Source organism: Vibrio sp. NH-7, from assembly GCF_053643215.1.
Genome location: NZ_CM132188.1, coordinates 1,071,594 through 1,096,312, shown reverse-complemented (window position 1 = coordinate 1,096,312; position 24,719 = coordinate 1,071,594). Strand labels below are relative to the sequence as shown.

General features: G+C 46.5%; 24 protein-coding genes and 1 pseudogene. 7 read left to right on the top strand and 18 right to left on the bottom strand.

The window, feature by feature from the left end; translation table 11 throughout:
• Positions 1-27: 27 nt before the first annotated feature.
• Complete coding sequence (locus ACUALS_RS19145; RefSeq protein WP_038214145.1) at positions 28-912, top strand: NAD(P)-dependent oxidoreductase; 885 nt, start codon at positions 28-30, stop codon at positions 910-912.
• A gap of 188 nt (positions 913-1,100) precedes the next feature.
• On the opposite strand, the gene katG is transcribed toward ACUALS_RS19145, so the two are convergent.
• The 5 genes from katG to yqfB form a co-directional block, all read right to left on the bottom strand.
• On the bottom strand, positions 1,101-3,275 hold the full coding sequence (gene katG, locus ACUALS_RS19140) for a catalase/peroxidase HPI (protein ID WP_454449418.1): 2,175 nt from the start codon (positions 3,273-3,275) through the stop codon (positions 1,101-1,103).
• A 261-nt stretch (positions 3,276-3,536) separates the two neighbouring features.
• A complete protein-coding gene (locus tag ACUALS_RS19135) occupies positions 3,537-4,154 on the bottom strand; it encodes a glutathione S-transferase family protein (RefSeq protein ID WP_454449417.1) in 618 nt (205 codons plus the stop codon).
• Between the two features lie 8 nt (positions 4,155-4,162).
• On the bottom strand, positions 4,163-5,194 hold the full coding sequence (locus tag ACUALS_RS19130; protein ID WP_038193196.1) for an NADP-dependent oxidoreductase: 1,032 nt from the start codon (positions 5,192-5,194) through the stop codon (positions 4,163-4,165).
• Positions 5,195-5,269: 75 nt separating this feature from the next.
• Positions 5,270-5,860 (bottom strand): TetR/AcrR family transcriptional regulator, encoded by a 591-nt coding sequence (locus ACUALS_RS19125; protein WP_454449416.1) that lies wholly within the window; start codon positions 5,858-5,860, stop codon positions 5,270-5,272.
• A 140-nt stretch (positions 5,861-6,000) separates the two neighbouring features.
• Entirely contained in the window at positions 6,001-6,315 is a 315-nt protein-coding gene (gene yqfB, locus ACUALS_RS19120) for a N(4)-acetylcytidine aminohydrolase (protein ID WP_038141063.1), read from the bottom strand.
• Between the two features lie 177 nt (positions 6,316-6,492).
• On the opposite strand from yqfB, the gene ACUALS_RS19115 reads away from it, so the two are divergent.
• Positions 6,493-7,464: an ABC transporter substrate-binding protein gene (locus ACUALS_RS19115; protein ID WP_454449415.1), complete on the top strand. Its 972-nt coding sequence runs from the start codon at positions 6,493-6,495 to the stop codon at positions 7,462-7,464.
• An 8-nt stretch (positions 7,465-7,472) separates the two neighbouring features.
• Entirely contained in the window at positions 7,473-8,813 is a 1,341-nt protein-coding gene (locus ACUALS_RS19110) for a diguanylate cyclase domain-containing protein (RefSeq protein ID WP_454449414.1), read from the top strand.
• Positions 8,814-8,851: 38 nt separating this feature from the next.
• On the opposite strand, the gene ACUALS_RS19105 is transcribed toward ACUALS_RS19110, so the two are convergent.
• From ACUALS_RS19105 to ACUALS_RS19080, 6 genes are all read right to left on the bottom strand, one after another.
• Positions 8,852-10,018, bottom strand: coding sequence for a DEAD/DEAH box helicase (locus ACUALS_RS19105; RefSeq protein WP_005472311.1), 1,167 nt, complete (start codon positions 10,016-10,018; stop codon positions 8,852-8,854).
• Positions 10,019-10,099: 81 nt separating this feature from the next.
• Positions 10,100-10,537, bottom strand: coding sequence for a hypothetical protein (locus tag ACUALS_RS19100; protein ID WP_454449413.1), 438 nt, complete (start codon positions 10,535-10,537; stop codon positions 10,100-10,102).
• Positions 10,534-11,013: an OsmC family protein gene (locus ACUALS_RS19095; protein ID WP_038141156.1), complete on the bottom strand. Its 480-nt coding sequence runs from the start codon at positions 11,011-11,013 to the stop codon at positions 10,534-10,536. The genes ACUALS_RS19100 and ACUALS_RS19095 overlap by 4 nt, the downstream gene beginning before the upstream one ends.
• Positions 11,014-11,161: 148 nt before the next feature.
• Positions 11,162-13,294 carry a diguanylate cyclase gene (locus tag ACUALS_RS19090; RefSeq protein ID WP_454449412.1) on the bottom strand — a complete coding sequence of 711 codons (2,133 nt, stop codon included), beginning with the start codon at positions 13,292-13,294 and terminating at the stop codon, positions 11,162-11,164.
• Positions 13,295-13,458: 164 nt separating this feature from the next.
• Positions 13,459-15,138: a pseudouridine synthase gene (locus ACUALS_RS19085; protein WP_454449411.1), complete on the bottom strand. Its 1,680-nt coding sequence runs from the start codon at positions 15,136-15,138 to the stop codon at positions 13,459-13,461.
• A 66-nt stretch (positions 15,139-15,204) separates the two neighbouring features.
• Positions 15,205-15,606, bottom strand: coding sequence for a hypothetical protein (locus tag ACUALS_RS19080; protein WP_039624389.1), 402 nt, complete (start codon positions 15,604-15,606; stop codon positions 15,205-15,207).
• A 136-nt stretch (positions 15,607-15,742) separates the two neighbouring features.
• On the opposite strand from ACUALS_RS19080, the gene ACUALS_RS19075 reads away from it, so the two are divergent.
• Positions 15,743-16,615 carry a LysR family transcriptional regulator gene (locus tag ACUALS_RS19075; RefSeq protein ID WP_005472351.1) on the top strand — a complete coding sequence of 291 codons (873 nt, stop codon included), beginning with the start codon at positions 15,743-15,745 and terminating at the stop codon, positions 16,613-16,615.
• Positions 16,616-16,661: 46 nt separating this feature from the next.
• On the opposite strand, the gene ACUALS_RS19070 is transcribed toward ACUALS_RS19075, so the two are convergent.
• Both ACUALS_RS19070 and ACUALS_RS19065 read right to left on the bottom strand, forming a co-directional pair.
• Positions 16,662-17,432, bottom strand: a complete 771-nt coding sequence (locus tag ACUALS_RS19070) for a siderophore-interacting protein (protein WP_454449410.1) — start codon at positions 17,430-17,432, stop codon at positions 16,662-16,664.
• Between the two features lie 96 nt (positions 17,433-17,528).
• Positions 17,529-18,113 carry a LysE family translocator gene (locus tag ACUALS_RS19065; RefSeq protein WP_454449409.1) on the bottom strand — a complete coding sequence of 195 codons (585 nt, stop codon included), beginning with the start codon at positions 18,111-18,113 and terminating at the stop codon, positions 17,529-17,531.
• Positions 18,114-18,244: 131 nt separating this feature from the next.
• Here ACUALS_RS19065 and ACUALS_RS19060 point away from each other — a divergent pair, with 131 nt between their 5' ends.
• From ACUALS_RS19060 to ACUALS_RS19050, 3 genes are all read left to right on the top strand, one after another.
• The gene (locus ACUALS_RS19060) at positions 18,245-18,685 is read left to right on the top strand and encodes an Lrp/AsnC family transcriptional regulator (protein ID WP_454449408.1); all 441 of its coding nucleotides are present in this window, start codon (positions 18,245-18,247) and stop codon (positions 18,683-18,685) included.
• Between the two features lie 253 nt (positions 18,686-18,938).
• Positions 18,939-20,567, top strand: coding sequence for a methyl-accepting chemotaxis protein (locus tag ACUALS_RS19055; protein ID WP_454449407.1), 1,629 nt, complete (start codon positions 18,939-18,941; stop codon positions 20,565-20,567).
• A gap of 480 nt (positions 20,568-21,047) precedes the next feature.
• Positions 21,048-22,094: a GMP reductase gene (locus ACUALS_RS19050; RefSeq protein WP_454449406.1), complete on the top strand. Its 1,047-nt coding sequence runs from the start codon at positions 21,048-21,050 to the stop codon at positions 22,092-22,094.
• A gap of 90 nt (positions 22,095-22,184) precedes the next feature.
• On the opposite strand, the pseudogene ACUALS_RS19045 reads toward ACUALS_RS19050, so the two are convergent.
• From ACUALS_RS19045 to ACUALS_RS19025, 5 genes and pseudogenes are all read right to left on the bottom strand, one after another.
• Positions 22,185-22,280, bottom strand: a pseudogene (locus tag ACUALS_RS19045) (integrase); the annotation flags it as partial.
• Positions 22,281-22,369: 89 nt separating this feature from the next.
• The gene (locus tag ACUALS_RS19040) at positions 22,370-22,894 is read right to left on the bottom strand and encodes an AAA family ATPase (protein WP_454449405.1); all 525 of its coding nucleotides are present in this window, start codon (positions 22,892-22,894) and stop codon (positions 22,370-22,372) included.
• 70 nt (positions 22,895-22,964) lie between these two features.
• Positions 22,965-23,411 (bottom strand): GNAT family N-acetyltransferase, encoded by a 447-nt coding sequence (locus tag ACUALS_RS19035; RefSeq protein ID WP_005472229.1) that lies wholly within the window; start codon positions 23,409-23,411, stop codon positions 22,965-22,967.
• Between the two features lie 39 nt (positions 23,412-23,450).
• On the bottom strand, positions 23,451-24,086 hold the full coding sequence (locus ACUALS_RS19030; RefSeq protein WP_454449404.1) for a LysE family translocator: 636 nt from the start codon (positions 24,084-24,086) through the stop codon (positions 23,451-23,453).
• A gap of 63 nt (positions 24,087-24,149) precedes the next feature.
• A complete protein-coding gene (locus tag ACUALS_RS19025) occupies positions 24,150-24,596 on the bottom strand; it encodes a hypothetical protein (protein WP_454449403.1) in 447 nt (148 codons plus the stop codon).
• Positions 24,597-24,719: the final 123 nt, after the last annotated feature.

The window sequence follows — 24,719 nt, the reverse complement described above, 5'->3', positions numbered from 1 at the left end:
AAAAACGAATAACTAGGAGAGGAAGTCATGGAGAAAGCAGTCGCTTTTATTGGGTTGGGCGTGATGGGATACCCAATGGCGGGTTATTTAAGTAAGGCTGGGTATTCAACAAAGGTATACAACCGTACGTTTGCCAAAGCTGAAAAGTGGGCAGGCGAATATGATGGCCAAGCGTGTGAGACGCCAAAACAAGCCGCTGAAGGTAGCGACATCGTCTTTGTTTGTGTCGGTAATGATGATGACGTTCGCAGCGTCGTTTACGGTGATGACGGCATTATTGCAGGTCTTAAGCCGGGTGCAGTGCTGGTGGATCACACCACGACCTCGGCAGAACTGGCCGTAGAACTTGCAAAAGCGGCGCAGGATAGCGGTCATCAATTTATCGACGCTCCAGTGTCTGGTGGTCAAGCAGGGGCTGAAAACGGTGTGCTAACCATTATGTGTGGCGGCGATCAGCAGGTGTTTGATCGTGTCTCACCGGTGATGGACGTTTACGCAAAGCAAATCAGCCTACTTGGGGAAAACGGACAGGGGCAACGCTGTAAAATGGTCAACCAAATCTGTATTGGCGGTATTTTACAAGGGTTGAGTGAAGCGTTGCTGTTGGCACAAAAATCAGGCTTAGATATTGAACAAGTGGTCGAAACGCTTAAACATGGTGCAGCAGGATCATGGCAGATGGAAAATCGCGCCGTGACAATGTCACAAGATAAGTTTGATTTTGGCTTCGCGATCGACTGGATGCGCAAAGATTTAGGATTCTGCCTAAAAGAAGCAGAGCGCGTTGGGTTGGATTTACCACTGACGCGCAAAGTTGACCAACAGTATGCAGCCCTACAAGAAGAGGGCTTGGGTCGAATGGATACGTCTGTTTTGATGAAAGCTGTCGCGAAAGGACAGTCTTCAAACTAGTAGAATATAAACAGTTCTTTGGTATCAAATAGTTTAAAGAAATCAAAAGTATTCATAGCCAACTCTCCTCAGTGTGGAGGTGCAATGCACCTCCTTTCTCATTGTTGCTATAGATTAACCCTAGAGCAAAAAGCGACAGTCTGCCAAATTAAAGGCGCTTGCTTGACTCAAACAAGCGCCTATTGTCGTTACTTCACATCGAATCGGTCGGCGTTCATCACTTTTGCCCACGCCGAGACAAAATCGCGAACAAACTTCTCTTTGTTGTCGTCTTGAGCGTAGACTTCCGCATAGGCGCGCAAGATAGAGTTCGAACCAAACACTAGATCAACGCGTGTTGCTGTCCAGGTTTCCTCATTTGTCGCGCGATCAACCAAGGCGTAAGAGTTACGTCCAGTTGGCTGCCAGCGGTAACGCATGTCGGTTAACGTCACGAAGAAATCGTTAGTTAGCGCGCCGACGTTATGGGTAAACACACCGTGCTGTGATCCACTATGGTTAGCGCCTAGTACGCGAAGGCCGCCGATCAGCACCGTCATCTCAGGCGCCGTTAATCCTAGAAGTTGCGCTTTATCGAGCATCAGCTCTTCTGGCGCGACGGCAAAGTGCTGCTTCTGCCAGTTTCTAAAGCCGTCAGCAACAGGCTCAAGTACCGCGAAAGAATCGACGTCAGTTTGCTCTGCAGAGGCGTCTCCTCGACCTGGTGAAAATGGCACTTCCACTTCAACGCCAGCAGCAAGAGCGGCTTGCTCAATGGCAAGGTTACCCGCCAGAACTAGGGTGTCAGCGACACTTATTTGCGCGTCTTGGGCGATCTTCTCGAGTACGGCCAACACTTTCGCTAAACGTTCTGGTTCGTTGGCTGCCCATTGATTCTGTGGCGCGAGTCGAATACGCGCACCGTTGGCACCACCACGCTTATCGGAGTTGCGGTAAGTACGTGCGCTATCCCAAGCCGTTGCGACCAAATCTTGAACACTAAGTCCGCTTGCTGCGATTTTCATCTTAACTGCGTTCACGTCGTAATCGTCTCGACCAGCAGGAATCGGGTCTTGCCAAATTAGTTCCTCAGCTGGGACATCTGGGCCAAAGTAACGGCTTTTTGGCCCCATATCGCGGTGAGTCAGCTTGAACCAAGCGCGAGCAAACGTCTCTGAGAAGTATTCTGGATCCTTGTAGAAACGCTCAGAAATCTTGCGATACTCAGGATCCATTTTGAGCGCCATATCAGCATCGGTCATCATAGGATTATGACGAATCGATGGATCCTCAACATCTACAGGTTTATCTTCTTCTTTGATATTGTCCGGTTCCCACTGCCATGCACCAGCAGGACTTTTAGTTAGTGACCAATCATAGCTAAACAGCAGGTGGAAGAAACCGTTGTCCCATTGAGTTGGATGCGTTGTCCAAGCACCTTCAATACCACTTGTCACTGTGTCACGGCCCACGCCTCTTGACTCGTGGTTGTTCCAGCCTAAACCTTGCTCATGAATGTCTGCGCTCTCAGGATCGTCTCCCAGTTTGCTCGCATCGCCATTGCCGTGCGCTTTGCCCACCGTGTGACCGCCTGCGGTTAAGGCGACGGTTTCTTCATCGTTCATACCCATACGTGCGAAGGTGGTTCGCATGTCTGCCGCCGTTTTAAGTGGATCTGGGTTGCCATCGACACCTTCAGGGTTAACATAGATTAGGCCCATCATGACCGCGGCCAATGGGTTTTCTAGATCTCTATCACCGGAGTAGCGGCTGTTTTTAGCTTGACTGTCTGCTAGCCACTCTTGCTCTGAGCCCCAGTAAATGTCTTTTTCTGGATGCCAAATATCTTCGCGGCCGAAAGCAAACCCGTAGGTTTTGAGTCCCATTGATTCATAGGCCATGTTGCCCGCAAGGATCATAAGGTCTGCCCAACTGATTTTGTTGCCGTATTTCTGCTTGATAGGCCAAAGTAAGCGTCGAGCTTTGTCAAGGTTGGCATTGTCTGGCCATGAATTAAGAGGAGCAAAACGTTGGTTACCGGTTTCAGCACCGCCGCGCCCATCGCCAATACGATAAGAACCCGCAGAGTGCCACGCCATGCGAATCATAAGGCCGCCATAGTGACCCCAATCCGCTGGCCACCAATCTTGGCTGTCGGTCATTAGTGCTTTAAGGTCGTGCTTTAATGCGTCGACATCGAGTTGTTTTAACGCTTCGCGGTAGCTAAAGTCAGCGTCCATTGGGTTCGACTTGTGATCGTGTTGGTGCAAAATATCTAGGTTGAGTGCGTTTGGCCACCAAGCGACATTGGAAGAGTTGGCTGACGTTGCAGCGCCATGCATGACAGGGCATTGGCCGCCGGATTGAGTATTTTTATGGTCCATGATTTGCTCCTAGTGTGTTGCACTGCTCTAGTCGCTGACACTATCGGTCTCACAACGGAACAATGCTGAATAACAACCACGAATACACTGTGGTTTTGCTTTACTCAGAATAGGCGCAGAATCGGGATTGATAAATCTGGTTGTGTCTATGTTATTGATAGGTGGTTTCTATGCGTTTGCAGTTCACGCATGACGAACCGATTGGGAGAGGGGTTAAGCACTTGATTGGTGCCGCCAACGCCGGCGGCACCTTGCTACTATTTAGCCATGTTGAGCTTCTAATGCTTGTGCAGCGTGCCATGAGTCATGGCTTTCGAGTTGCTGAGCGTATCGAGCGATGTTGGGGTAGCGATCAACTAATCCAAACTTACTCAAGATCTCTACAATGAATGACATCATAAAATCAGCCCCCGTAAGCTTGTCTGCCACTAGGTATCGTTTGCCATCAAGCGATTGGTCCACGTAGCTCATTACCTTGTGCAATTCGACTTCCGCGTAATCTGCGAGGAAGTTTGTTGGCGCTCCATCTTTAGCGACAAAGGTCTTTAGTAGCAAGGGAAGCGCGGCAGAGCTTTCGGCAAAGTGTAACCATTGAAGGTATTCCACGTACTCGTCGCTGTCTTGACTTGGCGCGAATTTCTCAGGCGCGTATTTGCTGATTAAGTACTCGGTAATCGCGCCAGACTCTGTAATCACTCGACCTTGCTCTTCAATCACTGGCGATTTACCAAGCGGATGAATCAATTTAAGCTCCGGTGGGGCAAGAAAAGTCACGCTGTCTCGGCGGTACGGGACGATTTTGTACTCTACGCCCAGCTCTTCCAACAACCAGATAATGCGTTTAGAACGTGATTGATTGAGGTGATGTAAAATGATCATGGTTGCTCCTAAACGGGTTCGTTTGTTTTGACGACAAGTTTGCCGAAGTTTTTCCCTTCAAGCAGGCCAATGAAGGCTTCTGGTGCATTTTCTAGCCCTTCAACCAAGTGCTCGCGGTAGTGAATTTTGCCCTCTGATAACCACTGAGTCATTTGAGAGGCAAATTCACCATAACGATGACCATAATCATCAAAGATGATGAAACCTTGCATCTTGATGCGCTTAATCAGCAATTGCGCCATCAGCATTGACATGCGATCTGGTCCTTCAGGAAGCGAAGTTGCATTGTATTGAGAGATAAGACCGCACAGTGGAACGCGAGCACCAGTATTGAGTAGCGGAAGCACCGCATCAAACACTTTGCCACCGACATTTTCGAAGTAGACATCAATACCTTGGTCACAGGCTGCCGCAAGTTGTTCTGCGAAGTCTTCCGCTTTGTGGTCAATACACGCATCAAAACCAAGTTGCTCGGTCGCATAGCGGCACTTCTCTTCGCCACCTGCAACACCAATGACTCGACAACCTTTCAACTTACCAATCTGGCCCACCATAGAGCCAACAGCACCAGTCGCTGCTGCAACTACCAGAGTATCACCTTCTTTTGGTTGGCCGATATCAAGCAGTCCCATGTAGGCGGTAAAGCCAGGCATTCCCATTACTCCCAGCGCGTAGGAAGGGTGGCTTGGGTTCATCCCCATTTTAATGAGACCTTCGCCATCTGAAATGCCGTAATCTTGCCAGCCAGTGAATCCTAAAACCCATTCTCCTTTGTCAAAGTTTGGGTGGTTGGATTCTACAACTTGACACACGGTGCCGCCGACCATGGTCTCGCCAATTGCAACAGGATCGGCGTAAGACTTCGCATCGCTCATTCGGCCGCGCATGTAAGGGTCAAGAGAGAGGTAGACACTGCGCAGCAAGACTTCGCCATCTTTTACGGTAGGAATCGAATTGTTTTCTAGTCGGAAGTTGTCTGGAGTTGGTGCACCTGTCGGGCGAGATGCAAGTACGATTTGTCGATTAGTAGGTTGAGACATAGCTGTTTTCCTTATTAGACCGGTCGTCTAGTTGTTATTTCAAAAAATCCCGTCATTCAGTTTGACGGGAGATTTCTATGAGTTAGAGCGTAAACGTTGCTGAGTTGTAAGCAAGCACAGTTCAAGATTGGTTTGATCTTGCATGAGCTTGTTGAGCAAACTTGCCCCTAGCCACTGCTGATAAAGCTGTCTAGCCACCAAAGAACTGTTCATTTCATCAATTGAACCATCTTCGATACCACGCTGGATGGTCGACGCTAACGCTCCAATAATTAACTCAGCGCCTTTTGCTAACGATACGCGCATTGAATCAGAAAGATCAGATACTTCAGCGCTCAGTTTTACGATAAGGCACTTATTTGCGTTGCACACGCCATTTTCGACGTTGAGCCAACGTGAAAAGTAGTCGAGCATGCAGTCGTAGCCACTCACGTCATTTTGATTAAGCACGGGATGAATACGTGACATATAGGTGTGCACATACTCTTCGATCAACGCTTCCCCAAACTGCTCTTTGGATTTGAAGTAATGATAAAACGAGCCTTTAGGCACATCTGCCGACTTCAAAAGCTGGGAGAGACCCACAGCGGTAAAGCCTTTGTTGACGATAAGCTCATAACCAACGTGCAAAATGTGTTGGCGAGTGTCTTGTGTTTTCGAGTTCATGGCGAGAGGATAATAGCAATTAGACCAGTCGTCTAGTGTTTTTTTGATCGTCAACGATCCCCTCGCCAATATTTGCACCTATCTTGCTATTTTTGCTTGAGGGGATAAACGCGATTGTGCCTAGCATCTGCCTATGTTTGTCAAACCAGTTCGAAGTGAATAACGAACAAGTGGTTGTTGTTTGGATAGATCTCGCGGATAAGCTGCTTCAGTTTCGGTAGTTCAATGTACTCTTGCTCGGCGTGAAACTCGTTGATGTCGTCGAAGTGTAAAGGCTCTACCGAGAGGATTTTTACGTCACACACTTTGGTATCGGTTTCGAGTGTGTACACCTCGACAGTGGTGCCAGGGACATAATCGGCTTCCGATTCATCTCTGATGGTAATCGTCTTCTTACCTGCCGCGACTAGTGGAGTCAAAAACTCGAAAAACGTTATTTTAGTTGGGTAAGTCATGGGTGGTCCTACAAATACTCATATTTTTCGTGGCAGAGAATACTACGAACGAACCGAGAAAAGATACGTCGCAAGTGCACCGTGTGATAAAGGGATAGAATTTATCCCGATATAGAGAATAGATATATTCAACTGATTTACTATCCTTAAGGGTAATGAGTTCGAAGGGAGCGTCGAATGAAGATTGTGTCAGTTGTTGCCTTTTTGGTGGTATTGTTGGCGAGTAGTTGGTGGTTGATTGAGGAGCAACCATCGCCTCATGGGTTAGCAGAAACTTCGGTGAAAGTTGCTGTGTCACTTACGCCTCTCAGTACGCCGTTCTTTATTGCACAAGAGCAGGGCTTTTTTGCCAAACACGGGCTGGATGTTGAAATCATGCCTTGTAAAGGCGGAGTGAAGTGCGCTCATTTGCTGCAAGAAGATAAGGTAGATTACGCGACCGCTTCAGAAACTGTGGCACTGTTTAATCGCTATCATCATAGCAATGTCTCGATTTTGTCCAGTTTTGTGCGTTCAAGTAATGACCTCAAACTTTTATCGCTCGACGCGAATAACATTAGCAAACTGTCGGATCTTGCGGGCAAAAAAGTGGGCATTGTTAAGTCCAGTTCGAGTGAATTCTACTTTGATCTCTTGTTAATCACCCATGCTCTACAAGATTTGCAGGTAGAGCGCGTTTACCTCCAGCCAGATGAGTTGGTTGCGGCTTTGCTCTCGTATCAGGTTGATGCGATTTCAATTTGGGAGCCGTATGGCTATAGAGCGACGCTCGTGTCTGCTTCTCCGTTGGTCAACTTGGGCACAGAGGGGGTCTATCAGTTGTCCTTTAATCTGTTATCCAAATCGGTAAGAGGAGAGGGTACGAAGGAGCAAGACCGATTGCTCTTGCGAGCACTGTCTGATGCCATTGAATGGATAGAAGCGAATCCAGATGACAGCATCGATCTTATCAGCCAAGAGCTCGGCATATTACCTCAGCAAGTGAACTGGGCTTGGAATGACTACGTTTTTGAGCTCACCAACGACTACAGCCTGTTATCCAATTTACAACTGCAAGCAAGGTGGGCGTCAGAGCGCAATATTCTTGAAGGCGCTCCTGTCGATGTCAGAGCTTTGGTTGACTATCAACTTCTAGAAACAGTGGATTAGGAGTGACAATGAAAGGTTCAATCACTTCTAAAATGTATACGCTGCTTGGGATTGGTATTCTGATGACAGTGATCTCCGCATGGTCAATGTACAGTTTGTACAACCAACACGTTGACGCAACACGTAACCAGATGAAACTGCTTGAGATCCAGACGGAAGTCAGTGCTCTTCAAGGTGAGCTATGGCTCTACTTAGAATATAAAGACGACAAAAGCTTTTCTAATCTCGTCGAGCAGCAAAAACGCTTGTCTGAACGATTGGCCATGTCCAACGTCAATGTGACTAAAGTCACTAAGCTCAACCGATTAAACAATCAACTTACCGCTCTTCTATCGGAAGACAAGCGGTTTCAAGCCGAGCTCAAGCAGTTGACTGCAAGACGCGATTTCATCGTGCAGCGACAAGCAGTATTGACGGGACGGTACAATATGTTGATTCAAAACATGTACGAATACATTTCAAGCGAACACGAAACCGAACTTTCCCAGACTAACCTCAAAATCGAGGAGACCATGGTCTATCTTGCGGTTGTGCTGGTGATGTTCTCTGTTGGCATGAGCTTCGCTGCGTTTATGTTGCTTAAAAGTTTCCGTATTGGCGCGCGCGCGATTTCAACGGCCATTAACAGTGTTAAAAAACGTCGTTTTTCCCATCGAATTCACTGCGAACACTTAGACAATGAGTTCAGTACATTGGGAAAAACGTTTAACGCAATGAATGAAGAGTTAGAGCACAGTATGTTTACTAAGTCTCAGTTGGAGAACGAGGTGAGTAAACAAACCCTTGAACTCGAAAAGAAAACGCATGCGCTCGAATATTTGTCAGAGCATGACTCTCTGACGGCATTGCTCAATCGACGCTCGATGGAAAAACGCTTGCAAACCGCGCTAGAGAAAGCAGAAAGAACGGGGCTATTGGTTGCGTTGCTTTTTCTCGACTTGGATAAGTTTAAAGAGATCAATGACACCTACGGCCATGATATTGGTGATGAAGTTTTGATACGTCTTTCTGAGCGCCTTTTAACCGTCACGAGGAAGACGGATATCGTGAGCCGTTTCGGCGGGGATGAGTTTGTTGTCTGCTTGGATTTACTGACGGACAAGTCTTTTATTTCCGCTAAAGCGACTCAAATCATTCATGAAGTTGAGCGGCCGATTGTCATCGGTAATAAAGGTTATCATGTTGGCGTCAGTATCGGTATTGCCGTGTATCCGAATTGTACGGACAATCATCGTGACTTAGTGAAATTGGCCGATCAGGCAATGTATATCGCTAAAGAGCGCCAAGGCAGCCACTTCGTATTCGCCAAGGAGAAACCCTCTAATGTACTTAAAGTGGTCGATGATTAAAGAAAAGAGGCCAACTTGGCCTCTTTACTCGATTGGGACTATTGATTGAGTCTTTTGTTCATCGGCACGACTTTGCGTGGTTCAAACCCTTCGATCACTCGGCGCTCAATCAAGTGACCTAGACGTGCTTCTATCATGCACAGATTTTTAAAGTTGTCCTTTGACACGAACGAAATTGCTTCGCCTTGCGCATCCGCACGACCAGTTCGGCCAATGCGGTGAACGTATTCATCGGCAGGGAAAGGCAGGTCATAGTTGATTACACGAGTGAGCCCTTCGATATCGATACCACGTGCGCCGACACCGGTTGCAATCATGTACTTGATTTTGCCTGCTTTGAAGTCAGCCAGCAGTTTAGAGCGCACCGCTTGGCTGCGTCCACTGTGGAAGGCTTCTGCCTCGATCCCACGCTTTTCTAACTGCGATGCCAGTTTTGCTGCGCCGTGCTTCGTTTCGATAAAGATCAGGGCTTGGTCCCAATTATTCTCTTTGATCATGTGGCTAAGTAGCGCCGATTTTTTGTCTTTATCAACAGTGATAAGCCATTGTTCGATGTTCTTTTTTGATGCTTGATTGGCGGCGATCGAAATCTCAAACGGGTCATGCACGGCGGTTTTCGCCAAGTCTCGTACTTTGTTAGAAAGCGTCGCGGAGAACAACAGGTGCTGAATATCGGTTGGCAGACGATCTAGAATCTTATTGATGTCATCGATGAAGCCCATGTCGAGCATGCGATCTGCTTCATCCATTACCAACACTTCGATTTCCTCAAAGTGAACCGCGCGCTTACCGTACATATCGAGCAATCGACCCGGTGTTGCGATAAGAATATCGACACCCTCGATAAGGGCTTGCTTTTGTGGCTTTTCATCCACGCCACCATACATAGCGAGAGACGTAAGTGATAAATTCTGACCGTAGTCGCGCACTTTCTGTTCAATTTGTTGAGCCAGTTCGCGAGTCGGCGTAAGAATTAGCGCACGTACTCGTTTTTTTCGCTGAGTTTCACCCTTCGCCAATTTTTCCAGAATAGGCAAGACAAAACTCGCGGTTTTCCCCGTGCCGGTTTGAGCGGCCGCAATAAGGTCATCCCCTTGTAAAATAGCTGGGATCGCTTTGGTTTGGATGGTTGTGGGTTTGCTGTAACCGAGAGATTGAATGGCTTGAGTTAACGGTTGGCTTAGGCCTAGTTTTGCGAACGGCATGGGTGACACTCTGTGTTAATAGTCTTGAGGAATCAAATCCCCTGAATTGACGCAGAGTGTACCATGAACTGGTGAGTGTGATTAGACTTGTTTTTCGAGATACCAGGTTCCTTTACATGGACCATTAGTCAGGAACCACTTGCCTTGAATTTTGTCTTTCCCAACACTTCCACTGAAGCGGTAATCCCATTGACGGTTAGAAGCGTAGAGAGTGAGCTCGCCTTCGTCCGCGTTTATCCATCCTTTTAGAGAGGTTCCATTGTATGTTAGGTTCAGCGTTGCAAATCCATCGACAACCTTGCCTGTGATGGTGGTGCGCTCACACATATTGTTGCCTGTCACATCGACACGGCGCCCTAGCCAGATGCCATCGTGCTGGGTTGAAACCGCAAAATGGGGAGAGTCCGGCAATTTAGGGAAAGATTCCGGTTTGTTTGAGCCGAACAAGTTGGCTTGCTGGCCGACTAAAATGAACACGCCGAAAGCGATGAAAGTGGCTAATAACGCTTTGTTTTTCATGACTCTGCCTCGTGGGTGAGATTTAATCGAATGTCGGTTTTGACTGAGTTGGCGATAAAGCAGTGTCGGTGCGCTAAATGGTGCATTTTCTCAATTTGCTGAAAGGATGGTTTCTTGTCGCCGGAAAAACAAATCGTAGGAGAGAGTGTCACCTCGGTAACAGAGGTATAGCCGTTTTCATCTTCGGCCATGACACCTATCGCGTTATCAACGTAGGAATCCACAACATACCGCTGTTTTGCGGCGATGCCGAGAAATGTCAGCATATGGCAACTGGAAATAGCGGCAATGAAGGCTTCTTCTGGGTCAACGTTTTCTGCGACCGAGTAGGGGAGCGGAACCACATGAGGCGATGACGAGGCTGGGACACTGACACCGCCGTCGAACTCCCACAGATGCCCTCGGCTGTACTGATTGTCGCTAAAAGGTTCATTTTGCTGACGCTGCCAGCGAATCGTGGCTGAATAATCGGACACAGCTACCATACTCCAAACTTATGTGGTGGCTGTTGATGGTAACGCGTCATTGCTAGGACTTCGATAGAAGTTTTGTCTATCGGTCAGAAAGGCAGAGCTGGCTCACAGCCGGGATAGGAACTCACACAATGTTGCACCTAACCCTTTGTTAACTATCATCACTTCTCAATTGGAACTGATTTCTTCCTTGCTCTTTTGCTGTGTAGAGTGCGCTATCCGCAACATTGAACAGGTCGTTGAAATCTAATGGTTGCTCTTTGTAAAGACGATGATTAGACACGCCGATCGAGAGCGTGAGGTAATCACTGGCATAAGAACGTGGATGCGCAATTTTTAATGACAAAATAGCGCTTTGCAACTGATGGATTTTGCGGATGACCTGCTCGTCGGTTTGACCATCGCACAGCACCAGAAACTCGTCTCCGCCATAGCGAAAGATATGGTCGATGGATGTATCTGAAAACGCGTTGCTGATGTTGGCGGCGACGATCTTCAGCGCCTCATCACCGGCTTGATGACCAAACTGATCGTTGTAGCCTTTATAGAAGTCGATATCGATGATCACGATGGCGATTTGCGTGCCTTGATTGATTGCTTTTTGAATCAACGTCGGGGCAATCGTATCCAGTTGATAGCGATTGTAGAGCTTGGTCAATGGATCGGTTTTCGATAAGTTGTCTAACAAGTTGTTGGCTTGTTGCAGCTTATGACGCTGGACATGATTTTCGAGTGCGATGGCAATAAAACTGGCGAGTTGTTCAAACAGCTGGCAGTGGTGGGGTTGATACTGCCCAGATTCCGTATGTTGCGTAGACATAATACCCAGCACTTTGTTCCCCAACAGGATGGGGGTAAACATCAGTGATTGACTCGAAGGAGTGTCCGCTTTTCGATGAATGGCCGCATTGTCACTATCGACGCTTAAGCCAATCGCTGCCCTGACGCTGGTGGCATCCGCGTTGTTTAGGTGGACCATGGATTTAGTTTTGACCACATAAGAACCAATGCTGGTTTGTTTGTTGCAGTCGACATAGAAGCGCTCAATCGGACCTTTAGTGTTGTAAAAGTAGCGATAATCGAGAATGCCTTGTTGTTCATCATAAAGTGCAATACCGAACTCTTCGCTCGGAATGATGTTGGTGATCTTGCTAAAAATAGAGGGTAAATGAACCGAGATGTCTTGGCAGGTCGCTAACTCTTGGCCAATTTCTGTAATGGCTTCAATGTGCTCTTTGATTTTTTGCTGTAGACGGCGCTCTTGGTCATCCGCGGTTTGCTTCACTTTACTGATGATGGAAGCGTATTCCTTTTGGCGGGTATCTGCGAGCGCTCGGTTGGCGGCTTCTATATATGTCGCTTGTAGGGAAACCAGTTCAGCTTGATTGTGTTTTTTCGCCAGATTAATCGCCACTTGGCAGTAGAGCAGATGAAACTTGATGTTGCAGGTCGGGTCGATGAGCTTTTCTAGTTGTCGACACAACTGGATCGCTTCCGAGTCGATGTCATGCTTTTCCAGAAATTGCGCGTAATAGGTGTCGTTCTCCATTTGGATGTACTTATCTTTGAGAACAACACTGTACTTATTGGCGAGTTGAAAATGTCTTTTTACCTCGTTTATCGAGTAATCATCAGACATCGACTGGATACGCGCAAGGTAGCCGTACGCATAGGCGATGGTGCGCGGGTTATCAATCTGCAAAGCGATCATCAAAGCGTGATTGGCACACTCGATCGCCCGATGGATTTGCTTTGCAAGCGCAAGGGCCAATGCTTTGTTTAGGTAGCTAATGGACTCAATCGACTTGTTCGCCACTTTTCGCGCGCTAGCGACCGCTTTACTCGCGAAATCCACAGTCATGTCATATTGCTGCAATTGAAGTAATAAGTTGCTGACATTGCAATAAGCGAGTGACATGTAGTTGTCATCGAGCTTTTCGCTGTTGTCGATCACGCGCTTATACATCAAATAGGCGGAGTAGTAATTCTCTTGCTCAGTATAGAGGGTCGCCAGCAATATGTTGGCGTGAAGGGCTAGAATTTCATCCTCCCCAGTGACAAGCTCAAGGCACTTCAGGTAGTGATCAATCGCTTCTGCAATACGATCTGTTCGGTTACATTTTAATCCTTCAATAAAATGAAACTGAGCGAGAGGCAACTCAATGTCATATTTCGCACAGATCGCGTACACCTGTTGTTCCATGACGATTGCGCCATCAATACCGGGATAGCGTTGAAATTGAGAATAGATGGTTTGTATTTCATCCCGAGCTTGATTGTTCATTGAGCCTCCCTTGAGTAGCGCTATAGTATATACCGTGCTGTATGAGTTTTTAAACAAAGGTTGCGTCAAATGAGTGCTTGTAACAAAAATATCAACTCAACCACAGGATGAATCAGGGTTATTTATAAAACCATTACTAATCATTAAGCAACAAGTTGTTATCATCAAAACTCACACTTTGCACTGAAAGTCATTGGCTCATGGTTGTACGGATGGTGTAGTTCAAGGCGTTGAGCATGTAGATGTAAGCGATCACTTTTTGTTCCGTATAGCGCATCACCAACGATGGGCATATTGAGACCAAGGTGATGAGCACAATGGACACGGAGTTGATGCGTTCTACCTGTCTTGGGATGCATATAGAGCTTTGATTGCCCGTTGGATGTCTCGATCAATTCCCAGTAGGTCTCAGCGGGTTTTCCGTGCTCGTAACAGACAAGCTGACGCGGTCGGTCATCTGGATCGCCTCGCATAGGTAAGTTAATGGTGCCATTTTGCGCTTCGACTTCGCCTTCAATCTGTGCGATGTAGCGTTTTTGCACAGAGCGGGAGATAAACTGTTTCTGCAGGCTTTTGTTGGCGCGTCGGGTTAGAGCGAATACCAAGATTCCTGATGTGGCCATATCGAGTCGATGAATAACAAATGGCCCCTCAGCATCTGGGTAGCGCTTTTGCAATCTCGTGTAGGCGGAGTCGGTGATGGTTTTACCCGGGACAGAGAGCAGACCGGACGGCTTGTTGACGATCACCATAGCGTCATCTTCATATACGATCTCTAGCTCTTTGTCTTCTGCCCAACTTTTCTCTAGCGGATTGTCGTCAACACGCATACCTTCTAGCATATGGCCCAAAATCGGTTGGCATTTACTGTTGCAAGACGGGTAGTAGCTTTTGTGTTTGCGAATCTCCGACTTTGGCGACACGCCCCACCAAAATTCGGCCAGAGCGAGCGGTGTGTAGCCGTGTTTAAACGCAAAATGAAGCAGCTTGGGTGCTGCGCATTCTCCCGCGCCCGCTGGTGGGGTTGGGCTTGTCGTTGGGGCAAATATCGCTTTAAGAGACTTTTCATCTTTACGGATGTTGTAAAAGCGATACTGCTCGAACAACTTGTTTTGCAGTTGATTGGAGCGTTGTTTGCGCTGCTGTTTGATCGCATCGATTTGCTCGGTTAGCTCATTCAACTGAATGGAAACTTGATTGATTTTCTCTTCCCATTCCAGTTTGAGGTACTTAAGCACATTCTTTTCTGCCACGCTTTGCCTAGCCAGATCATCGAGCGCCAGTGTTAACGCATCGCCAGCCAGCGTTTGCTCTGCGAGTTTTCGCTGCTTCTTGCGCGCCGCACGGCCTTGAATCATCAGTTCGCGCTGGGTTTGCTCCGCTTGCTGATAGTCATCCTGATACTGCGCTAACTGTTGTTGAAGCGCATGAAGCTCTGGATTGGCTTGCTGCTGTTTTACTTGTTCGTTAAGTTCCGTGATCTTAGCTAAATCTGATCGGAAAAAGCTCTCTTCTGCCAACATATCGAACACTGGCGGCACAAAGCCGGGTAGCAGGTTTTGATCGGCGATTTTTCCAGAGAATGCTGAAAAGTAGCCAAGTTCTCCGTCTGGGGAGTGCACCAAAAGCACGCCAAACATCTTACCAATGCCATCTTGATTCCCCGTCAGGCCAAAATCGTGCTGCCAGTCAGTTTGGTGAGTCAAATGCGTTTGCAATTGCTCGGCCGCGAGAACACACAGCGGATGAGGCTGGTAGTAGAACGGGAAGGTAAACTTTTCTGGAAGCGTTATTCCGTCGATTGGGGTGTTAAAACGGGTAAAGAGTTGTTCCGGTTGGTGCATGGACGGGTTCACTACAGGCAAAATCACAGGGACGTGATTTTACCTGTTTGTGGTCGGATTGCTAGTCTAGCGCACGTAGTTGATGTTGGCGCTGATGTACCAGTGTTCAACCTTGCCATCGCCTTTTTCGACCCAGAGGTCATTATCAAAGTGTTTTACGCGACCTTTAATACTCAAGCTCAGTTTGTTATCGACGACGCTATCGACGGTTAAGAATGGATCAGAGCTGATTAAGAAAGGTTCGGCATCTTCAATTGTGGCGTCTTTCGCGATCAGGAAGTAATGGTTCAGCTTACCGTCTTGCGGTTTGGTTGAGATTGCCTTGTAACCGACTAGACGATAGTTTTCGCCCACTTCTTGATTCGTTATTTCGCTACCCAAGCGCACATGCGTTGGGATAAACACGTAAGCAAGTAGCGCCGCTATGGCCACTAGAGCGCCGAGCAAAGACAGTTTCAATTTAGACATGGATTTAATTCAATAACCAATAAAGGGAAAAGTTTACCACAAGCGCGCCATTTTACAGCGATAAGCGTGTTGCGTTTATTATTACCTCAGTGCAACAATAAGACGTAGTTAAGCATGTATTTGATGGATAAATGTAATGGCAAATTGGGAAGGTGTCAGCGAGTTTGTTGGCGTGGCAGAGACGCAATCTTTCACCGCAGCAGCGAAAAAGCTCGATACTTCTGTCGCTCAGGTTAGCCGCAGAGTCTCGTCGTTGGAAGAGCGCTTGGCGGTGAAGTTGTTCAATCGAACCACGCGGCGAGTCTCGCTTACCGAAGCGGGGCAACTTTATTATCAGCAGTGTAAGCAGTTAGTCGAAGGGTTAGAGCTTGCGGAGTTAGCCGTTACTCAAATGCAATCAACGCCAAAAGGGTTATTAAAAGTGACGGCCCCGGTCACCTATGGAGAACAGCAGCTCGCTCCTTTGCTGCATCAGTTTTTGGAAAAGTACCCACAAGTAGATTTGGATTTGAATCTGACGAATCAAAAGCTCGATTTAATTGAGATGGGCGTTGATGTCGCGATTCGACTAGGAAGATTGCAAGATTCGAGTTTGGTCGCAAAGCGTTTGTCGAGTCGTCAACTTTATGTATGCGCAAGTAAAGAGTATCTCGACCGTTTTGGTGAGCCTCATACATTGTCTGAACTCTCGAATCACCAATGTTTGGTGGGGTCGGTTGATTACTGGCGTTTTAAAGATAGCAAGGGTGAAAAGTCAATCCGCGTTTCTGGGCGCATTCACTGCAACTCGGGTTATTCGCTGCTTGACGCTGCGATACGCGGTTTAGGCTTGGTTCAATTGCCTGATTATTATGTCCAATCGGCGTTGGATACAGGCAGCTTGATTGAAGTCTTGAGCGATTATCGGGATGAGCGAGAAGGGATATGGGCTCTTTATCCGCAAAACCGAAACTTATCTCCTAAAGTACGCTTACTGATTGATTTTTTAGCCGAAAAGTTGAAAGACTGAGCCTGAAGTTGTTCACTTCAAGCTCGTCTGGTGGAGTTTTCAAACCTCAATTAGGTTGGCGTTCGGCATCTTCGCGTTTGAGTACTTTGTGGCCATCTTCAGATACCCCTTGTTTCCAGTAGCTGCTGATGTATATGTATTCACGATCTACGTTGTGTTCATTACGGAAGTACTGACGCAGCGCACGCATCGAGTCAAACTCACAAGCACACCAGACCGAGACTTGACCGTTGAGCCAAGGCTTGCGTTTAGCGGCATCTTCTAACGAGTCTTGGGTCACCCATTCGATCTGCATACCTGCTGGTGCTTCTAGCGTTTGTATATCATCTTCGGTCTGAACCTTGATCACGGCATACCCTTGCGCATCTTGCGGTAAGCGTTGAATCTTCGCTGATAGCGCGGGTAAAGAGGTCATGTCGGCGGTCATAAAGTACCAGTCGGCATCAAGGTTCATGTTTTGAATGATCCCAGGGCCCGCGATATGAATCGTATCCCCCTGCTTTGCTGCCATGGCCCAACGCGCGGCAAAACCACACTGTTGATCTTCGGTGACGTGTTTTACGAAATCGACTTCGATTTGCGACTTATTCGGATCAAAGCGCCGAATCGTATAAGTACGCATGACAGGGCGGCTATCTTCTGTTTGCTGGGACAGATCGGTTCCACCCACTTGATTGAACAGCAGCTTGATGTAGCCTCCTTCGCAGTCGAGAGGAAAATCAGCCAGCGCTTCACCTTGTAGAGTGATGCGCTGCATATTTGGGGTGACGGAAAAAGTATCGGTAACGGTGACAAGCTTAGCTGAAGGTTTTTTCATTTTTCTACTCAATAGTTATTCTTATTCTCATTTAGATTAACAGGTAAAAAAACAGTTCCGAAGCCTCTTTAATTAAATTTACATTTGCGCAGACGGTCACAACATAGGCACTGTCGAACCAATCAGCAGTGCCGCCATGGTGAGATTAAACACTCGCACTCGTTTGGCGGAGGTCAACCATCGCTGTAACTCGCGCCCTGCAAGTACCCAAAAGCTGCATGACGGCATATTCACCAGCATAAACATGGCGGAAATGATCAACAGTTCATGCCAATTCCCAGAGCTGCTGTAGATCGCTACAGAACTAAGTGCCATCGACCAGCCTTTCGGGTTAACCCATTGGAAAGACGCAGCGCCAAGGAAGGTCATGGGTTTGTAGTCGTCACGGGTTTCCGCTTTCCCAGAACGGACGATTTTGAGCGCGAGGTAAGCTAAGTAGGCAAGACTCAGCCACTTTAAAACGGTATGAGAGACAGGGTAGGCATTGAAGACGCCGATTAACCCCAATCCTACCAGCAGCACCATAAACCCGAACCCTAAGGTAATTCCCAGCATATGCGGCAAGGTTCTCTGGTAGCCAACATTGGCGCCAGAAGTCATCAACATGAGGTTGTTTGGCCCAGGGGTAAAAGTAGAAACAAAGGCAAACATCGCCAACGCACTGAGTTGTTGTAATTCCATAGTGTCTCCTCAACGTTTACAACAGATGAATGGATGTGTTTGACCGGTCAAGAAACAGTTTAAGTAGATTGAAGCGCAATTATGTGTTTTTATTCGAATGATTAGGGGTATGTTTGCAATAAAGGTGCGTGATGGATAGGTATGAAGAAATAATATTGCGTGAGCTAAAGCGGGATGGACGATTGTCAAATGTCGATCTCGCTCATCGGATTGGTTTGTCTCCATCGGCGACGCTGCGTCGCGTTCAAGATTTGGAAAAGCGCGGTGTAATCAAAGGTTATCGAGCGGTTCTCGACAGAGCTCAACGAGGGGTTGGCTTTGTTGCCTATGTGTCGATTGGATTGGCAAGCCACCGCAAGCAAGCGCAATTAGAGTTTGAGGAGCACGTTCGGTTTGTTGACGAAGTGGTTGAATGCCACAACATTACTGGTGCTAACGAGTATTTGCTACGAGTAGAGACGCAGGATCTAACCAGTTATAAAAAATTTCATGCGGATGTACTTGGTGAGTGTGCACAAGTTCAATCTATTACGACTATGGTGGTGATGGACTCGCCGAAAGATGAGCGATAGCCCCGAGAGCGAGTCATCTCTTATCATTACCATTATCAATTTGTTTTCTATCAATGCTATAGCTCAGGTTTGCGTTTATAACCCTGTTGCATGTGTTTGTTAATGCATATTTACAAAAGTCTCCAACTAACTGATGAATTATCCAACAATGTTTTGTGGCATTGATCACATATTATGATAGACTTCGCCCCACAAATCGTATGGGAATATTCCCAGTTCACGGACGACTCAACCGAGCTGATTGAGAACAATAATGCAATTATCCTTAAAAAATTTGTCTATTCGTACACAGGTGTTGTTACCTGTGCTATTCACAACCGTTGCCTTGTTTATCGCCCTTTGGGTGACCAAAAACAATTTGGAAGCTGAGCAAGAGTTGATGGACGCGAATACCGACGCTCTAGTGTTCTACAAAGACACACTGGCTAAGATTGACGACCAAGTTTACCCGCTTCGTATTAGTGCGGTGTATGCTATTTATGATGCGTCACGTCGTGACACGTTCCTTAACGAACTGAAAAATGCAATGCGAGAAATCGACCAAGATCTTGACCTAATACGTGAGCGTAAAACGTTCCGTGATGACATCGTTACCGTGCGCGCTTCAATCGAAAACTATGTTCAATTCTCGACCCAAGGCGTGACTTTGTTCAACCGAAAAGACCAAGGGCTAGCGACTGAACTCGAGTACAGCAACTTTATTAGCCAATATCGTATTGCTGGCAATGAAATGGTGCAATCAATCAATACGCTATCTAAAAAGGTCAATGAGGCTGCGACGCTAGCTATGGACCAAAGTGTTGAACAAAACACCAAAGTGAAGAACTTGGCGATGTTCCTTGTACTTAGTGTGCTAGCCATCTCATTGTTGGTGGCGTGGGTCCTATCTGGAATGATTGTTACGCCAGTTCAAAAACTGCAAGAAGTGATGCGAGAGCTTGCACAGGGTAACCTATCGATTCGCGCCAATGCCGATGGTGAAAACGAAATCTCTCAGCTTAGTAAAGACGTCAATACGACAGCAGAGCAGCTCCATACAACCGTTGATCAACTGATGCGTATTAGCGAAGAGGTGGCTTCAGCATCAACAGAGCTTGCTGCTGTAATGACACAATCTCAAGCGAATGCCCAGCAAGAGTTGGCGGAAATTGAGCAAGTTGCTTCTGCCGTAAATGAGCTTTCAAGTACCGCCGATAATGTGAGTGACAACGCGCAAGTGGCTGATTCTACAGCGCGTGAAGCAAATCAACTGGCTGCATCAGGCATGGAAATCTTCGAAGAGAGCAATCAGGCAAGTGCTCAAATGGGCGATGCGCTTAACGATGCGGCTCAAGTGGTTCTGTCGCTAAAAGAGCAGTCGGAGCAAATCAGCGATGTGATTGAAGTGATTCGCGGTGTATCTGAGCAAACGAACCTATTGGCGTTGAATGCGGCTATTGAAGCGGCACGTGCGGGCGAATCTGGTCGTGGCTTCGCGGTTGTGGCAGACGAGGTACGTATGCTTGCGGCGCGCACTCAAGAGTCAACTGGTGAAATCCAAACCATCATCGAAGAGCTACAAAAGCAATCGGGTATGGCGAATGACAGCATGCAGCTTAGTTTGGAAATGTTGGCCAAGAACAATGAACTGGCGCAACAAGCAAACAGTGCGCTGCAAGGAATCACTGAGTCCGTGACCAACATTAACGACGCTAATACACAGGTTGCAACCGCAGCAGAGCAGCAGTCACAAGTAACCCAAGACATTAACCGCAACGTGGTCAACATGTCTGAGCTGGTGAATCAAAATGTGTCTGGTATTTGCCAGAGTGCGAGTGCAAGCGAAGAATTATCTTCACTGGCAGAGAAGCAAAAAGCGCAACTGGCGTTCTTTAAGCTCTAATTAATTCAGCCATCGTTCAAAATGAAAGCAGAAGGCGCTTCGGCGTTTTCTGCTTTTTTGCGTTTTGTGAGTGTTAAATCATCAGTTAGCACTCAAAAGTAGAGGTTGTTTAATCGGCTAAAAACACTGGTTTGTGAACTGAACATAATGATCCTGCAACCGAATGCTTGAATAGTACTCACCGATGGTAAGAAAAGGATTGCGCAAACGTTTAGTTGATGGCTCTTTAAGTGTTTGTTTTTGTGATGTTTTTGAAGCTTTGGAGAGGAGGGGAGTGTGCTTAGGTATGCAACTTAACCGAACTGTAGCATAAAAAAATTAGAAATATCAGTCTTGCGGGAAATAAATCGCGGCCTATAATGCTGAAAACCGGAGCGTCTGCCAACGCTCCGGTTTTTTTGTGTCCGAAACTCAGTAAAACGTCTGCCAACGTTTACCGAAAACGCACGACACGTAAATTTACTTACAGGAAAATTTATCATGCGTATCGAACAAGAACTTAAGTTAGGCTTTAAAGATGTATTATTTCGCCCGAAGCGTTCTACTCTTAAAAGTCGTTCTCAAGTTGAGTTAACCCGCGAGTTTACATTCAAGCATAGCGGTCGTCAATGGTCTGGTACTCCAGTTATTGCTGCCAATATGGACTCTGTAGGTAGCTTTGCGATGGCAAAAGCACTGGCTGAGCACGGTGTTATGACAGCTGTTCATAAGCACTACAGCGTTGAACAGTGGGCCGACTTCGTTAAATCAGCAGACAAAGCAACGCTTAACAACGTCTTTGTTTCTACCGGCACTTCAGACGCTGACTTTCAAAAAACCAAAGACATCATGGCGCTATCTGAAGAACTTATCTTCATCTGTATTGATATTGCCAACGGCTACTCAGAGCATTTGGTTGAGTACGTAGAGCGCGTTCGAGCGGCCTTCCCAGATAAAGTGATTTCTGCGGGTAATGTGGTAACGGGCGACATGTGTGAAGAGCTCATCCTAGCGGGTGCTGACATTGTTAAAGTGGGCATTGGCCCAGGATCGGTATGTACTACACGTGTAAAAACTGGTGTGGGTTACCCTCAGCTTTCAGCAATCATCGAATGTGGTGATGCAGCACACGGCCTTGGCGGCATGATCATCGGTGACGGTGGCTGTTCATGTGCAGGTGACGTGGCTAAAGCCTTCGGTGGCGGCGCGGATTTTGTCATGCTAGGCGGTATGCTTGCAGGTCACGAAGAGTCAGGCGGTGAAATCATTCAAAAAGATGGTGAAACTTTCATGAAGTTCTATGGCATGTCTTCGCAGTCAGCAATGGACAAGCACTCAGGTGGTGTTGCTAAGTACCGCGCAGCTGAAGGTAAAACCGTACTTCTACAATTTCGTGGCTCTGTTCACGGCACTATCTCTGACATCCTTGGTGGTGTACGTTCAACGTGTACCTACGTAGGCGCAGCAAAGCTTAAAGAGCTAACTAAGCGTACGACTTTCATCCGCGTACAAGAGCAAGAGAACAACGTATTCGGTAAAGAGAAGTAATTTAATACTTCGGAAAATTCAGTTTAATAAGAGCCGCATTTTGCGGCTCTTTTTTTGTCTAAAAATCAACAAGTGACGACAAACTACAGACTAGTGATTGGCTTCTGAGAGATGATCAGGTGCCAAGTGTGCGTAATGCATGATCATGCTGATATCGGCATGGCCTAGAATGTCTTTCAGCACAAGGTCGGTGTGAAGCATTCTGCAAAGATTTCATGATAAAGCTCTCAAGATATGGGCACAGAGCAATGTTTCTTCAAATCGCTGAACTTGTATCACTTATCGGTTGGCCTGTTGATGCCTAGCTTGTCGACCAGTTCAGCGAAAGACTCTTCTATTGTTTGGCCTGCCGTGTCGATTGTAATCACTCTATCATTCCACGGTTCGTAGTATCGACTTTGAACTTGTTTCCAGTTGGGTAGGTTAAGGTTTTCCACTTCACTTTTTCGAGAGTTTACTCGACGCTCATGCTCTTTGGCATCTGAACACCGAATTTCAATATTGACGAACCTAGCCCCCACACTTTCTGCGACTTCTTGCCATTCATTTCGTGTCAGTTCGATTGGGTTGCATGAGTCAGACACTGCACTTAGGCCAATTGCTAGGTTGTCTCTGATAATTCTATAGCTAAGCCTGTAACCCTCGCCTTCAACTTGGAAATTACACAGGTCTCGAATTCCTTGCTCTACCGTATCGATACGAATGTACGTTGCTCCAATCCGATGTGAAAGCAATTTAGCCAGTGTTGATTTCCCAGAAGCCGGAAGCCCTGAAAATATGTATAAAGTCGAGGATTCCAATGTATCTCCTTAAATGAACCCAAAGTCGTCAAACGTTACATACCCGCTTTAAATGCTGGTTATGTCGATACTAAAGCGGTAAGTACAATCTCAGCATGTCTTTGTGTTGAATTCCATTTTCATAGATTGGCTCTGGATAATTCAGCAAGAAGTGATCTTTGAGGATTGAATCAACCCGAAAGCCGAGGCGTTGATAATAAGTTAGCTGATAGCCAAAGGTCCCCGTACCCAACTCAACTCGTTTGATTCCTTTACTTGATAATTGCGATAGAACGGACTTAAGCAACGCCGAACCAATACCTTGACCTTGTGAGTTTGGATATACAGAAATATTGAATATCTCAGCAATGCTATCAGTTTGTGGCTTTACTATGCAGGCGGCTAAAACACGCCCATTGTCTAGTGCAGCAAAGCACCAAGAATCGGATAAGTATGAAGAAATACTCGTTTCAGAAGGATCAGCTTCAAGCAGTAAATCAATAGGAATCTGGCTACTTTCTACTTCGATATATTGCATTTTTGCTCCAAGCACAGTGAATCCGTCATGAACGCTTTGCTAGTCATTTTTCATCAAGGCCAATTTTGTACCGAAAGCTATAAATACCAAACCGGTTATTGAGTTTAACCACGTTTTAAACCTCGCACTATTGGTCACCGTCTTAACTCTTGCAAGGATCATAACCATGATGGCGAACCATACAAAATTGACCATAGAATGTGCCGTTACTAGAACGTATGCACTCATTGGGCTTTCGGTATTGGGAATAAACTGAGGAAAGGCTGCCAAATAGAACATAGACACTTTCGGGTTCAATACGTTTGTCATGAGTCCTTCCAAGAAGGATACACGTAGGGAAGATGCTTTAATACTCTTCGGTTTAACATCGGGTTCTATTGAACTTCCTTGAAAAGCACTTGCTATCGCTTTCAAACCAATCCAAACCAAATAAGTGGCGCCTAACATTTTAAAAATGAAAAACGCCTGAGATGATTTAGACAGGATCACCGAGATACCCAAAATTGATAAGGTACCATGCACATAAAATGCAACGACAAATCCCCAGATGTTAGCAAATCCTGCTTTTCGTCCTGAAATGGGTACCGTTTTCGCTATTAGGAATCCATTAGGTCCCGGAGAGATAACGAGCAATGTAGCAACCGCCATAAAAGTTAAGAGATTATTCAAGTCCATTTTGTCCGTTCCTGGTATTGTGAACCTACCAAAACGCAACTACCGTGCGTGAGGAGTTTCCCCCTAAACGCGTTCCTCTATGCGTTTTGTAAGCTTGCCTTTGATGAATGCGATAACCAAAAGCAACGTTATATAAAATGCATTCAGACAAAGCTGTTCATGTATGTATGCAATCGATACTTGCTGCGTCTCAAAAGTTAGCTGCCTTGTATTTCGATCCTCTTCGGTTGGCTCAAACATCTTTTCATTGCCAGAGCTATCGACATAATAGGTGCGCTCATGTCCCAAAATAAAAAGTTCTTTAGCTAGAAGCTTGGTTACTGCAGTTCGGTCTTTAGCTGAAATCTGTTCGCTATGCCTTGCCTCAATGTAATAATGAATACCATTCTGCCTATTACTATTTTGCAGATCTAAATAACGTGATAACTGGAAGATCGAAAATGTTGAAATAAAAAGGTTTAGGGTTAGAGCTGTTATTAAAAGAAATCCAACTATTTTAAATAGTTTCACATCACACCTAACCTATGAATTCTTGAAGTATACAAAGCAAATTAGGCGACTAACACTCGCCAATCGTGTGTATATGATGCCGCCTTTCAAGCGCCTGTTCAATTTCCAATCAATAGGTTGTTG